13 protein-coding genes and 3 tRNA genes are annotated in these 13,191 nt (G+C 27.2%); 11 read left to right on the top strand and 5 right to left on the bottom strand.

The genetic code is table 11. The features are described 5' to 3' along the window. Positions 1–3 precede the first annotated feature (3 nt). Together AVBRAN9334_RS01755 and AVBRAN9334_RS01750 are read right to left on the bottom strand one after the other, a co-directional pair. Positions 4–318 carry a hypothetical protein gene (locus tag AVBRAN9334_RS01755; protein ID WP_214119715.1) on the bottom strand — a complete coding sequence of 105 codons (315 nt, stop codon included), beginning with the start codon at positions 316–318 and terminating at the stop codon, positions 4–6. Then, positions 315–1,595, bottom strand: a complete 1,281-nt coding sequence (locus AVBRAN9334_RS01750; RefSeq protein ID WP_267524282.1) for an NFACT RNA binding domain-containing protein — start codon at positions 1,593–1,595, stop codon at positions 315–317. Before AVBRAN9334_RS01750 ends, AVBRAN9334_RS01755 begins: the two co-directional genes overlap by 4 nt. A gap of 62 nt (positions 1,596–1,657) precedes the next feature. Here AVBRAN9334_RS01750 and AVBRAN9334_RS01745 point away from each other — a divergent pair, with 62 nt between their 5' ends. The 11 genes from AVBRAN9334_RS01745 to pepT all read left to right on the top strand — a co-directional run bounded on the left by AVBRAN9334_RS01745 (position 1,658) and on the right by pepT (position 11,093). Beyond that, on the top strand, positions 1,658–2,911 hold the full coding sequence (locus tag AVBRAN9334_RS01745) for a 3-isopropylmalate dehydratase large subunit (RefSeq protein WP_336606854.1): 1,254 nt from the start codon (positions 1,658–1,660) through the stop codon (positions 2,909–2,911). After that, positions 2,901–3,482 carry a molybdenum cofactor guanylyltransferase gene (locus AVBRAN9334_RS01740; protein ID WP_336606853.1) on the top strand — a complete coding sequence of 194 codons (582 nt, stop codon included), beginning with the start codon at positions 2,901–2,903 and terminating at the stop codon, positions 3,480–3,482. The genes AVBRAN9334_RS01745 and AVBRAN9334_RS01740 overlap by 11 nt, the downstream gene beginning before the upstream one ends. A gap of 30 nt (positions 3,483–3,512) precedes the next feature. Then, positions 3,513–3,611 (top strand) — tRNA-Sec (locus AVBRAN9334_RS01735). A 76-nt stretch (positions 3,612–3,687) separates the two neighbouring features. Then, positions 3,688–4,752 carry a GGDEF domain-containing protein gene (locus tag AVBRAN9334_RS01730; RefSeq protein WP_336606852.1) on the top strand — a complete coding sequence of 355 codons (1,065 nt, stop codon included), beginning with the start codon at positions 3,688–3,690 and terminating at the stop codon, positions 4,750–4,752. Positions 4,753–4,754: 2 nt separating this feature from the next. Beyond that, positions 4,755–5,825, top strand: a complete 1,071-nt coding sequence (locus AVBRAN9334_RS01725; RefSeq protein WP_336606851.1) for a GGDEF domain-containing protein — start codon at positions 4,755–4,757, stop codon at positions 5,823–5,825. Between the two features lie 3 nt (positions 5,826–5,828). Continuing rightward, complete coding sequence (locus AVBRAN9334_RS01720) at positions 5,829–6,899, top strand: GGDEF domain-containing protein (protein ID WP_336606850.1); 1,071 nt, start codon at positions 5,829–5,831, stop codon at positions 6,897–6,899. Next, complete coding sequence (locus tag AVBRAN9334_RS01715; RefSeq protein WP_336606849.1) at positions 6,896–7,966, top strand: GGDEF domain-containing protein; 1,071 nt, start codon at positions 6,896–6,898, stop codon at positions 7,964–7,966. The genes AVBRAN9334_RS01720 and AVBRAN9334_RS01715 overlap by 4 nt, the downstream gene beginning before the upstream one ends. A 53-nt stretch (positions 7,967–8,019) precedes the next feature. Beyond that, a tRNA-Arg gene (locus AVBRAN9334_RS01710) sits at positions 8,020–8,096 on the top strand. Positions 8,097–8,100: 4 nt separating this feature from the next. Beyond that, positions 8,101–8,185 (top strand) — tRNA-Leu (locus AVBRAN9334_RS01705). 146 nt (positions 8,186–8,331) lie between these two features. Beyond that, entirely contained in the window at positions 8,332–9,888 is a 1,557-nt protein-coding gene (locus tag AVBRAN9334_RS01700) for an AbgT family transporter (RefSeq protein WP_239803380.1), read from the top strand. 2 nt (positions 9,889–9,890) lie between these two features. Then, positions 9,891–11,093: a peptidase T gene (gene pepT, locus AVBRAN9334_RS01695; RefSeq protein WP_239803381.1), complete on the top strand. Its 1,203-nt coding sequence runs from the start codon at positions 9,891–9,893 to the stop codon at positions 11,091–11,093. Between the two features lie 26 nt (positions 11,094–11,119). Here the strand turns inward: pepT and AVBRAN9334_RS01690 are convergent, their stop codons facing one another. Genes AVBRAN9334_RS01690 through AVBRAN9334_RS01680 form a run of 3 tightly spaced genes read right to left on the bottom strand, consistent with a single transcriptional unit; the run spans position 11,120 to position 13,190 of the window. Next, positions 11,120–11,794, bottom strand: coding sequence for a hypothetical protein (locus AVBRAN9334_RS01690; RefSeq protein WP_336606848.1), 675 nt, complete (start codon positions 11,792–11,794; stop codon positions 11,120–11,122). 57 nt (positions 11,795–11,851) lie between these two features. Then, positions 11,852–12,610, bottom strand: coding sequence for a pilus assembly FimT family protein (locus AVBRAN9334_RS01685; protein ID WP_336606847.1), 759 nt, complete (start codon positions 12,608–12,610; stop codon positions 11,852–11,854). Next, positions 12,588–13,190 (bottom strand): prepilin-type N-terminal cleavage/methylation domain-containing protein, encoded by a 603-nt coding sequence (locus AVBRAN9334_RS01680; RefSeq protein ID WP_336606846.1) that lies wholly within the window; start codon positions 13,188–13,190, stop codon positions 12,588–12,590. Before AVBRAN9334_RS01680 ends, AVBRAN9334_RS01685 begins: the two co-directional genes overlap by 23 nt. Position 13,191: the final 1 nt, after the last annotated feature.

Genomic DNA, 13,191 nt, shown 5'->3' with positions numbered 1-13,191 from the left:
TCCTTAAACAAGTTTATCAAAAAGCCTATCGCTTTCTTTTATTTCTTCAATTTCTTCATCTTCTTCTATCATAACACCGAAAAAATTAGCTCTTTTATGCTCTTTTTTAGGGCGTTCTTCTTGATATGATTTTTCATCATCAAGATTTGTGTTTGTTTTTGAGCTTTCGCTACTTTCTTCTATTACATTAACTTCTGGCGTAACTAAAGTAATTTGCTCATCAGCAAACATTTTTGCATTATGTTTTGCGTGATTATCAATCGCTACGCCTTGATTTTGATTTATATAATTTATATTTCCAATATTATTTACACTCATAAAAAAACCTTTATAGTATCGTAATTAACATAATTAACGAATGCTTTTTCAATAATTTTTACATTTGCTCTTTTTGTAAAATCTACTAAAAAATTACCTTCTTTTTTACCAGAATAACAAGCACAAAGACTTGCAGCATGATAGATTAAATCTATATCATAGCTTTTTTTGTTGCTTGAAATTATTACATGAGAGCCTTTTAAATCCTTTAAATGAAACCATAAATCATCTTTTTTGCTATTTTTTAGCAAATATTCATTAGCGTTTTCATTAAGTCCTACGCTAATTTTGTAATCATTTACATAAAAATTTAATATGTTTGGATTTTGCTGGGTTTTGCCTTTTTTATTGTTTTTTGCGAATAATGAGCGTAAAAATACTTCATCTTTTGTGCAAATTATTGCTTGTTTTAGGCTATTTAAAGCATTTATTTTTTCGTTTAGATTATCTTTTTCTATGCTTATATTTTTTGCTTTTTGGCTTAATTTTTTAGCGTTTTTATAAATATTATTTAGCTCATATTTTGCAGAGTTGATTAAAGAATATTTATAAATTCCTATTTCAAATTCTCTTTCGTAATCTTTTATTTTATATAAGTTTTCTTTTAGTGCATCGCCTTTTGCGTATTCATAAAGTGCTTTTTTGTTTAGCAATTCTTCATCTTCTAAAGAATTTATTAAAAGCTCTAATTTTTCAATTTTTTTATCATTTTCCATTATTTTTTGAGCTTTTAATGAGTTTAATTTCTCGTTTTGAAGACTTGCAAAAATATTTGCGAAATAAACTTTAAAATCTTCAATTTTTATATTTTTTTCAGTGATTTTTGTAGGTTCTAAATCTATGTAAGGTTCATTTTGTAAAATATCTCTAAGGTTGTTTTTGCCGTATCTTAAGGCACTTATTATATTTCTTTTATCATCTAAGATTAGTGCATTTGTAAATTTTCCTGAAAACTCAAGTATTAAATAAAATTCCATTTTTTTATAAGCGTGAGCTAAGGCTAGTTTAAACTCTAAAATCCTATTATTTATAGGCACTTTAATATCTAAAATACTTGCGTTAAAAAGCATTTTTTTAAGTTGTAAATCAAATGGACTAGTATAATCTTTAGCATATAAATTACCACTATAAATTGCACTTTTGCCCTTGGTTAAATCAAAATATAGTTTATCTTTAAACTCAATACATAAGCAATTATCATTTATTCTATATGCACGATTTATCTTTTTATATTGCTTTAAATAATCTTTAATTTGCACTAAATCATAATAATTCATTTTTAATCCTTTTATTAATTTTAACGGCTAAAATTAATAAAATTAGAAAAAAAGGGAAATCTATGACTTTAACAGAACAAATATTTGCTCATCATATAGGAAAAGAAGTAAAAGCAGGTGAGATTATTGATTGTCCTATTGATATGGTAATAGGAAATGATATTACAACTCCAATTTCTATTAAACAATTTAAAAAAAGTGGTGCTACAAAATTAGCTAATCCTGATGGCTTTGCAATTGTGCTTGACCACTATATTCCTGCAAAAGATATTCTAAGTGCAAATCAAGCAAAAATTAGTAGAGATTTTGCAAAAGAACATAATTTAAAATATCTTTTTGATGAAAAAAATATGGGTATTGAACATGCACTTTTACCTGAAAATGGACTTATTAGCCCAGGTGATGTGATAATTGGTGCAGATAGCCATACCTGTACGCACGGAGCTTTAGGAGCATTTGCTACTGGAATGGGAAGCACTGATTTAGCGTATGCAATGATAACAGGTAAAAACTGGTTTAAAGTGCCAAGTGCTATTAAAGTGCAGTTTCGTGGAAAATTAAAGCCTTGGGTTTATGGAAAAGATTTAATTTTAGAAATTATTAGAATTTTAGGCGTTGATGGGGCTTTATATAAATCATTAGAGTTTTTTGGAATTAAAGAGCTTGATATGGATAGCCGTTTTAGTTTATGTAATATGGCGATTGAAGCAGGTGCAAAGAATGGAATTTGTGCTGTTGATAATGTTACAAGAGAGTTTTTAAACTCGGTTGATTTAAAGAGAAAAGGCGTTGAGTTTAGCCATTTGCCAAATGCTGTTTATGAAAGAGTAATTGAGATTGATTTAGACAAGCTTGACCCTGTTGTAGCATATCCGTTCTTACCAAGTAATGGTAAAAGTATAAAACAAGCTGTAAGTGAAAAGGTAAAAATTGATCAAGCATTTGTAGGCTCATGCACAAATGGAAGGCTAAGTGATTTAAGAATTGCAGCGAGTATTTTAAAAGATAAAAAAGTTCATTCAGATGTAAGAATGATAATTACTCCAGCTACAACCAAAATTGCTTTACAAGCTCAAAAAGAAGGCTTAATGGATATATTTGCTAATGCTGGTGCAGTTGTTAGTAATCCAACTTGTGGTGCGTGTTTAGGTGGATATATGGGGATTTTAGCTGATGGAGAGCGTTGTATATCAACTACGAATAGAAATTTCGTAGGTCGTATGGGTGCAAGAACTTCAGAAGTTTATCTTGCAAATAGTGCAATTGCGGCTGCTAGTGCAATTAAAGGATATATTTGTTCTCCTGATGAGCTTTAAAAATAGCGTTTGCCTAATTTTAGGTGGTGGAAAATCAAGTAGAATGGGGCAAGATAAGGCTAATTTACGCTTTATTTATAAAAAGCGTGAAATTAGCCTGATTAATTATTTATATGAAAAATTACAGCCTTTATTTAATGAAATATATTTTTGTGCTAAGGCTAAGCCAAGTGATTTAAAATGTAAATTTTTAAAAGATAATTATGAATATTTTCATCCGATTAATGGTTTAAAGACTTTTACAAATATTAAAATTCCTAATTCAAATTCTGTTTTTGTAATTGCAGTTGATTTTGTAAAAATTAATAAAAGCTCTATAAAAAGACTTTTTTATAAACATAAAAGATATAAAAGTTCAGTAGTGGCAAAAAGTATCAAAACTCATTTTTTATGTGGTTTTTATAAGATGAGCGATTTAAAATATTTAGATGAATTAGATGAAAATTGCAAAATTAAAGATTTTTTTATAAAGTCAAAGGCAATTACTTTAAGCTTTAAAAATGATAATATTTTTTTAAATATGAATACAAAAAGTGATTTTGAAAAGTTCATTAAAAGTTACAGACATTAAACATTTTATGTTATAACTAAGCCTTTTTTATGGAGAGTTTGGCCTACTGGTGTAGCCCTAAGACTTCAAATCTTGTGGTGGGGTAGTTGACTATTCTGCGGGGGGTTCGATTCCTTCACTCTCTAGCCAATTTTTAGAATTTTAAATAATATTTTAGGTTTAAATTATAAAATATTTTTTGATTTATGGTTTTTAGGAAAACAAGTTGAAAGAGATTAGAAGAGTTGATAATTTTGAATATATTATAAAAGTTACCGTTGTTATTATTGGCTTAGTTCATCTTATATATACTATTAGTTTTACCTTAACTGGTTTATATTTCTTATTACCTTCTAGCATAATTCAAATTCTTATATCTTTAATTGTAGCCTACATTGTGTTAGTCAAAAATAAAGGACACGCAATCGCTACGATATACGCACATTTAGATATATTATTTTCTTGTTGTTATTGCACTTATTATCTTGGATGGGGATATGGTTTTACTATGATAATAGTTCTTTTATTATCATTAGCGTATTTGCAAAATTTCAATACTTTTTTAGTTCCAATAGGTATTGGACTTGTAGAAGCGACTGCTTTTTTTGTGATGTTATATATTACAAAAGATACTCCAAATTATCCAAATCCTTTTATGCCTTATATAAATATCGCTAATTTTTTATTTATGGTAGTTACATTGTTAGTTTATATTTGGCTAAATGATAGAGAGAATGCAAAGATTATTAAGCAACTTGATGATAGAAAAGAATTTTTGCAATATAAGGCAGAAAATGATTATTTAACTACGCTTTTAAATCGTCGTGCTATGAATGAAATACTAGATAATGTATTAGAAAAATTAAAAAATAAAGAAATAAATTCTTTAGCTGTAGCAATAGGCGATATTGATAATTTTAAACATTTAAATGACACTTATGGTCATAATTTTGGAGACTTAGCTTTAAAAGAAGTTGCTAGGGTGTTTAAAAATGAATATGAAAATAATGAAAATACTTATGTAGCTAGATGGGGTGGAGAAGAATTTTTAATACTATTTAGCAATTATTCTTATAATGATTCTTTGCATTCTTTGGAAAAAAGCAGAAAACTTATTGAAAAATTACAAATTAAAGATGAATTAAATAAAACAAGTGTTACTATTTCAATAGGTATGAGTTATTCTATAAATTTGATTAATAAAGATGTTTTGATAACAAAAGCAGATGCAGCACTTTATAATGCAAAAGACTCTGGTAAAAATAGAGTAAAATCAGTGAATTTGGGTTAGATATGGGAAGTTTTTTAGATAAAGATGACTTGATTATTGCAAAAAGAATTGCGGGATATATATTACTTATATTTTCTATTCTTTATCTATGTTTAGCGATTTTTATGGGTAGTTTAGGTCATAATTATCCTATGTTTGTTAATTTATTTTTATCTTGTGTTTATGCTTATTCTTTAAAAAAACTAGATTCATTAGATATAAATAGTTTGGTTTATACCGTTCATTTTGTTTGTATAGTTTATGCTATTTTTATGGTTCTTTATTTTGGCTGGGGTTTTGGGGCTCAATATTTTTTAATACCTTGCATAGCGTTTTGTTATGTAGGTCAATTTGAAAATAGAAAAATAATTTATGCTTTAGCAATTCTTGAAAGTATTATTTTTGAAGCTTTATATATTTTTATGGAAGTTAATAAATATACTTTACAAAATCAATTATATGTATTTGGATATGATGTTAATGGTATTTTTTACATAATACATAGTCTTTTTGCTTGTCTTACAATTATAATTGTTATGTATTTTTTAAAAATTAAAGTTTATAAAACAATTGAAATAAAAGAAAATGCGAATGAAGTTTTGAGTATTAATGCTTCTACTGACCCACTTACATATTTATTAAATCGTTGGGCTTTTATGGAAAAAATTCATTTAATTCAATATAAAAAGAATTTTCATTTTGCTTTAATAGATATAGATTTTTTCAAAAAAGTTAATGATACTTATGGTCATAGTGTTGGAGATGAAGTTTTAAGAGTAACTGCAAGTTGTATAAAACTTAATTTTTCAAAATATACTGATATGATTGCTAGATGGGGTGGAGAAGAATTTTTAGTATTTGCATTAGGTTGCAGTGAAGAAGAATTTTATGAAGCTTGTAATAATTTTAGAAAAGAATTAAAAAATAATAAATTCTGTGCTGGTGATTTTAGTATAACTGCTAGTATAGGATGTTTGCATATAAGTGGTGATTTTGTATATAGTAATTTTGATAAATATATTAAAGAAGTTGATGAATTATTATATGTGGCAAAAAATAGTGGTAGAAATAGGATAGAATCAAAAAGCGTATAGACAATGAATGAATTTAGGCAGATAGAAAATATAAGACAATTAGTAAAAATCACAATGATTTTACTAACACTTACACATTCTTCTTACGGAACTCTTTTTTATTTTTTAGGACTTCATCCTATGGTTAATATTAAGTTTATTGAAGCATTTATTGCTTTAATAGCTACTATTTTTATTTTAAAAATTGATAAATATCATAATATTGCCGTTTATTTTACGCACGCATCAGTTTTAATATCTTGTTCAATTTGCACATATATGCTAGGTCAAGGATACGGCTTTTTAATAGTTATGATTATGTTGTTGTCTTTAGGCTATGTTCATGATTTTAGAAGCTCTAAATATCCTTTAATTATTGGTATTTTTGAAGTTGTTTTATTTTTAGCAACTGCAATTGTTACTAAAGATATTCCTGATTTTGAAAGTGATTATAAAGTATTTGTATATATATTTAATATTATAAATATTACTGCTGTAATTATTTTTTATTCTTCATATACTCATAGTATTGATGTAAATGAAAGCAAAATGCTAGAAAAAGAAAGTGTTAAATTACAAAATAAAGCTGATTATGATTATTTGACAAATATTTTAAATCGTCGTGCAATGAATGAGATTTTGCATATATATCATAACTATTTTCAAAAAGACCAAATTCGTTCTATGGTAATTGTTTTAGGCGATATTGATAATTTTAAGAGCTTAAATGATGAGTGCGGTCATAATTTTGGTGATATTGTTCTTAAAAATACTGCAAAAATTATTAAAGATAAATTAAATAAAAGAGCATCTAGTTATGTATCAAGATGGGGTGGAGAAGAATTTCTAATCTTACTAACTGGTCTTAATATAGATGAAAGCGAAGAACTGATTAATGAAATAAGAGAAGATTTTTCTAATTACACTCACAAAGATGGTTACAATGCTAGGAAAACTACAATTACCTTTGGAATTTGCTATTCTTTAAGACTTGAAAGTATTGATTATATGTTATCTCAAGCTGATAGTGCTTTGTATAATGGTAAAAAATCAGGTAAAAATAAAGTAGAAACTATAGTTTTAGGACAAATATGATAGATTTTGAAAAAAGAAAATATGAGTTAGTTGAAGTTTTACAAGCCGAAAAAATTATGAAAGGTATCATAGTATTTAATTTATTTTATGCTCTTATTATGATACTTAATGATATTCCTTATTTGTTTTTAGCATACTTTATGTTAGCGGGGTTATTTTTAATCTCTTTAGTTTTTGTAAAAAGTAATAATTTTAATGCTTGTATTCATATCACTTTTTTTGCTAGTTTGATATTTTCTGCTAGTTCAATTTACTATCTTGGTTGGGGATATGGATTTGAATATTATATATTACCAATAATGTCTTATTTTTATGTAGGCGTTTATAAGAAAAAAACAACAGTTTATATAATCGCGTTTTTTGGCCTTTTATATTATTTATTTATGTATTATTTTTTCTATATAGAGAATAATTCTTTAGAAATTCCTTTATATTTATTTCACGAAGACCCTAGAATTTATTTTAATTGTTTTAATGGTTTTGTTATTTGCTCTATTTTTATCATTGTATCAAGTGCATTAAGACAACAAATATATATAGAATTAGAAAATAGGCAAATTATGAATAAAAAATTAGATAAAAGTGCTAATTTTGATTATCTTACAAGGCTTATGAATAGATGGTGTTTTGTGGATAGTATTGAAGATTTAGAGATTAAAAATAAAGTAAGTATTGCTTTAATAGATGTTGATTATTTTAAAAAAGTAAATGATACTTATGGTCATAATGCTGGAGATGAAGTATTAAAAAATTGTGCAAATCTTATGAGAAAATATTTTGGTGAATATACTGATTTGATTTGTAGATGGGGTGGAGAAGAATTTTTAGTATTAGCTTATAATGTATCAGAAACTGATTTTGAAAATACTTGTGAGAATTTTAGAATAGAATATGCAAATTCTACTTTTTCTATTGAGGGATTAAAATCAAGTGTAAGTATTGGGTTAATTTACATTGATAATAGTTTTGCAAGTAATATTTTAGATGAATATATAACAAAGGTTGATAAGTGTTTATATGAAGCTAAAAATACTGGTAGAAATAAAATAATAAAAAATATAATTTAATTTAAGCAAAAATTAATTTTATTAGGATAATATACAGCTTTTATTTTTAGTGTGCGTTCATAGCTCAGCTGGATAGAGCAACGGCCTTCTAAGCCGTAGGTCAGAGGTTCGAATCCTCTTGGGCGTACCACTTAGCGGATGTGGTGAAATTGGCAGACACGCCAGACTTAGGATCTGGTGCAGCAATGCGTGGAGGTTCAAGTCCTCTCATCCGCACCACTTATCACTTTATTTATCTTTTTTAATCACCTTTTTAATATTTGTTACGAAAAGTTACATTAACACATAAAAGTGCTAATTTTCTTTGCTTAAAATCTGATTTTATTGTAACATAAGTCCTTTTATTTTATCAAAAAGGAGCCTTAATGGTAGAAAACCAGCAAATCAAACGAAATGGATTTGAAAAAATCTTACACAAAATTGAAGTATTAGGAAACAAATTACCTGATATTACAATTCTTTTTTTAATTGCATTTTTTATTGTGATGATTTTAAGTTTTGCATTAAGTTTTATTGATTTTTCTTACATTCATCCAGTTAGTCATGAAAAAATTGTAGTTAAAAATATGTTTGAAATTCATAATTTAACTGAACTAATAGTTAGATTAGGCGTTAATTTTATAACTTTTCCTGCTTTACAATTAGTTTTAGTTGCTACTTTAGGAGTTAGTATTGCAGAAGGCAGTGGTTATATTAGAGCATTACTAATTAAAATGATAGGAATAGTTCCAAAAAGCATTGTTGTTCCTGTGGTTATATTAATTTCTATATTTTGCCATATAGTATCAGATAGTGCTTATGTATTTTTAATGCCAATTGCAGCTGCTATGTATTATAGTGCAGGTCGCCATCCAATAGCTGGAATTACTACTTCATTTGCTGCACTTGCAGGTGGGTTTAGTGCTAGTTATATTCCAAGTGTAGTTGATCCGTTAATGCAAGAATTTACTCAAAAAGCAGCAAGGACAATTGACCCAGAAATAAGCGTAAATGTATTGTGTAATTATTTTTTAAGTATTTTTTCAACTTTTAGCGTAATTGCTGCTTGTTGGTTTGTTAGCTCAAAAATTATTGAGCCTATGCTAAATAAAACTATGCCTATTGATAGTGATTGCAAAATCGCTCATTTAGAAAATGAGAAATTAAGCTCACAAGAAAATAAAGCTTATTGGGGAGCAACTTTAACATTTATATTTATGGCTTTATTATTATTTGCTGTATCAATTCCAGATGATTCGGTTATGCGTGGTGCTAATGGCTCACTTACTAGTGCTGATGCAGCTTTAATGAAAGCTATTGTTCCATTAGTATTTTTATTCTTAGCAATTCCAGGATATGTATATGGAAAAATTAGTGGCTCTATAAAAACTTCAAGTGATTTATCAAAAATGGCTGCAAGTAGTTTAAATACTCTTACTACTTTTATAGTATTTTGTTTCGTATGCGGGCAGTTTTTATATGTATTTAATACTTCAAATCTTTCAACTCTATTAGCAATTTCAGGAGCTGAGTTTTTAAAGAGTATGAATATGCCTTCAGTTTTCACCGTTTTAGGAGTGATTATATTTACAAGCTTTTTAAATATTTTTGTTACATCAGCTACATCAAAATGGGCTATATTAAGCGTTATTTTTGTTCCTATGTTAATGTTACTTGGAATTAGTCCTGAACTTACTCAAGCAGCATATAGGACGAGTGATAGTGCGGTAAATGTTATGACACCTATGTTTCCATTTTATCCATTAGTGATTGGTTATTGTCAAAAATATTATAAAAAAACAGGGGTTGGAACACTTAGTTCATTAATGCTTCCATTTGGTATTGCTTTATGGATAGCTTTAGTTGGTAGTTTATTTATATTCTGGGCTTTAGGTCTTCCATTAGGATTTGATACTACTTATGTTTATAATTTTAAAGGTTAGATATGTTGGTAGAAGACTTTATAAAATATGTAAAAATCTCATCTCAAAGCGACGCTAGTAAGAGTAATACTCCTACTAGCGAAGGGCAGTTGCAATTAGCGAAATTATTAAAAAGTGAGCTAGAGAATTTAGGACTTAGCGAAATTAAGCTAAATGATAATGGTATTTTAACCGCACTTTTAGCTGGTGATAAAACTAAGACTAGCTTAGGTTTTGTAGCTCATCTTGATACTATTGATGTTGGGCTTAGTCCTTGTGTAAATCCTAAGATTTTAAGATTTGAAGGTAAGGATTTAGATTTAGGTAAAGCGGTTTTAGAGATTTCTAAACACCCTGAAATTATGAAGTATTTAAATGAAGACATTATTTTTAGCGATGGCTCATCTGTTTTAGGGGCTGATAATAAGGCTGCAATTGCTGTTATTATAAACTTAATTAAAACTCTTAAAAATAGTGATATTAATCATCCTGATATATTTTTAGCTTTTGTGCCAGATGAAGAAATAGGGCTTTTAGGCTCAAAGCAGCTTAATTTAGATGATTTTAGGACAACTCATCCTTATACTATTGATTGTTGTGAGGTTGGGGAATTAATGTATGAGACATTTAATGCAGCAAGTGCAAAGCTTAATATAATAGGTGTATCAGCACACCCAATGAATGCTTATAAAATAATGCTAAATCCAACTTTATTAGCAAATGAGTTTATAAATCTTTTTGATAGATTGCAAACTCCTGAAAATACTAAAGATAAAGATGGATATATTTGGATAAATGAAATGCACTCAAATCAAAACGAAGCTAGTGTGTGTTTAAATATAAGAGACCACGATAAAACTAAGTTTGAAGAGAAAAAAGAATACATTAAAACTTGCGTTGATTTTATGCAAAATAAATATAAAAAAGCTAGTTTTAAACTAGAAATGAGCGATACTTATTACAATCTAAAAGATGCTTTAAATGATGATAATAAAGATAGTTTAGATAAATTATATAAAGCTTTTGAATTATCAAATATTAAAGCAAATACAATTGCTATGCGTGGTGGGACTGATGGAAGTGCGTTGAGTGTAAAGGGTCTTTTTACCCCGAATTTTTTCACAGGAGCACATAATTTTCATTCAAGATTTGAGTTTTTACCTGTTAAATCACTTGAAAAATCTTATGAAGTAGCACTTAATTTAGTAAAAATATATTCAAACTAGGAATTTTAATTCCTAGTTTTAAATTCTTAAAAGCTATATCCTAAATTAACTCCGTATCTAATACCTTTAGCTATTACATCATTTGTATAACTTGCTTTAATTCCTGCATAAAAGCCGTCTAAATTTCGAGTGAATTTATAACCTAGCATAAGATTTGCTTCATAATTTAGTCTTTTTTGTTGCTCGTTAAATAATTTATCTCTTTTATTATCTAAATAAAATTTTGCAAAAGCACTAGCTTCAACAACTAATCCTTCATCAAAAATATTCATAGTGCTAGCTCCTAATTTGATTAAATTAGTATTAGCTACTAAATTTTTAGTATTAGTTTTGCTTTTGATTTTTTCATGACCTAAGCCACCTAAGATATTAAAGCCTGATTTAACTCCTACATTATTATTAAAAAATCCAATACCACCTAATACATTAACAGCAGTATAAGTGCTTGAAATTTTGCCACTTTCTATATTATTTTTATATTCTGAATCAAAGTCGTGAATGCTTAAATCTGCACCAAAAATAAAATCATTATCATAATTACTAAGTTTATAAGAATTTATAAAAATTCTTCCTTGATAAATACCATTATCGCTTAAATTAAGCCCGTAATCTTTAGCTTTTCCTACCATAAAATCAGCACCTACGAAGTTTTGTGCGTTTAGGCTGATTACACATATTAGTGTTGATAAAATTTTTTTCATATTATCTCCTTTTTAAAAAATGTTAATTCTATATTTGTATTTTTATATTTTAGTAATTTATAAATTATGACAATATATAGGCTTTTTGATATTAGAAATAAGTTGTCCGTTATTATTTTTAGGAATTGTTATAAAACCTATATTATTTATTACAATACATATTGAGTTATTTTGGTCTATATTAGTTGATTTGCTTAGTCTAATAATATATGAATTAGCTTTTATTAGATTATAAGTTTTTGTTTTATTAGTATATGAACTTGAAAATAATTCTCCTAATTCATTTACCATTATTCTATGAGTTTTTTTGTATTTATTATTTAGATTATAAAATACATCAATTTTAGTTATTCCAAAGCTTTTTGTAAGATTTGTCCTTGTTGTAAGCAAATTATCATCTACGCTTATTCCTGCATATCTAGCTCCAATTAGTTTTGTTTTATCAAATAAATCTTTTGCTAATTCATTTGCATCTGGATTTGATGAGCTAGAACCTATGCTATCGCTAAAAATACTATATCCAAATTCTTGATGATTGCATTTGTATTTGTTATATGAAGTTTTTGTATTTGCTACACAATGAAAATATATTTGCCAATATGATTTATCGTAATTTGTCGTATAATCATATACATCGTAATTTAGTGCTAAATCACGAAGTATATAAATATCTTGAGATAAACTCCTAGCTGCTAGGATTAAAGAATTTGAATTGATTTTTGATATTGCTATACTTGAGAGTATTCCAGCTACAACTAAAACTAAAACTAATTCAATTAAAGTAAAGCCACGCTTATTTGCACGCAGCTTTGTCAATATGTACGAATCCAGAATATTTCTCTACATAAATACAAGCTATATCACTACCTTTTGAAATTTCTATTTTAAATCCACTTGGATTTTGATTAAAGTTTAAAGGCTCTCCTAATTCATTAAATATAATAGTATCCGTAGGTGTTAGACCGCTAGCAGGAGTTGTTGTTGGTGTAGTTGGGGTAAATGTTATATTGTATTTTTTAATTTTAAGAATAGCTGTTCTTGTAGCACAATTTTCATTGTTTTCAAAATCACATATTCTTTTATCAGGATTTAAAAAATCTTCAGCATATTCTGCTAAAACAGGCGTACTTCCTTTTGTGTTGTATTCGGTTTTACTAATTTTATAAATCTTATTAGAAGCTATTGTAAAGCGATAATATTTATTATGATAACCATTTGTTCCATCATAAGCGTCATCTCCTAACGCTAGAATTTTTGTATATCTAATATCGTTTGCAATACTTCTAGCAGCATCTATTAATTCACTTGTGTGTATTTTAGAAACAGCAACCGCGCTAAGTATAGCACCAACAACCATAACAACTAATAATTCAATCATAGTAAAAGCTTTTTTCATA

The sequence above is a fragment of the Campylobacter sp. RM9334 genome (genome assembly GCF_020138145.1).
Lineage (GTDB): Bacteria > Campylobacterota > Campylobacteria > Campylobacterales > Campylobacteraceae > Campylobacter_E.
Note: the sequence above shows the minus strand (reverse complement) of the source record. Positions and strands in the feature narration are given on the sequence as shown.

Bases quoted from the DNA above. Each gene is read 5' to 3' on its own strand.
- AVBRAN9334_RS01755 (WP_214119715.1), bottom strand. From the start codon at position 318: ATGAGTGTAAATAATATTGGAAATATAAATTATATAAATCAAAATCAA.
- AVBRAN9334_RS01750 (WP_267524282.1), bottom strand. From the start codon at position 1,595: ATGAATTATTATGATTTAGTGCAAATTAAAGATTATTTAAAGCAATAT.
- AVBRAN9334_RS01745 (WP_336606854.1), top strand. From the start codon at position 1,658: ATGACTTTAACAGAACAAATATTTGCTCATCATATAGGAAAAGAAGTA.
- AVBRAN9334_RS01740 (WP_336606853.1), top strand. From the start codon at position 2,901: ATGAGCTTTAAAAATAGCGTTTGCCTAATTTTAGGTGGTGGAAAATCA.
- AVBRAN9334_RS01725 (WP_336606851.1), top strand. From the start codon at position 4,755: ATGGGAAGTTTTTTAGATAAAGATGACTTGATTATTGCAAAAAGAATT.
- AVBRAN9334_RS01720 (WP_336606850.1), top strand. From the start codon at position 5,829: ATGAATGAATTTAGGCAGATAGAAAATATAAGACAATTAGTAAAAATC.
- AVBRAN9334_RS01715 (WP_336606849.1), top strand. From the start codon at position 6,896: ATGATAGATTTTGAAAAAAGAAAATATGAGTTAGTTGAAGTTTTACAA.
- AVBRAN9334_RS01700 (WP_239803380.1), top strand. From the start codon at position 8,332: ATGGTAGAAAACCAGCAAATCAAACGAAATGGATTTGAAAAAATCTTA.
- pepT (WP_239803381.1), top strand. From the start codon at position 9,891: ATGTTGGTAGAAGACTTTATAAAATATGTAAAAATCTCATCTCAAAGC.
- AVBRAN9334_RS01690 (WP_336606848.1), bottom strand. From the start codon at position 11,794: ATGAAAAAAATTTTATCAACACTAATATGTGTAATCAGCCTAAACGCA.
- AVBRAN9334_RS01680 (WP_336606846.1), bottom strand. From the start codon at position 13,190: ATGAAAAAAGCTTTTACTATGATTGAATTATTAGTTGTTATGGTTGTT.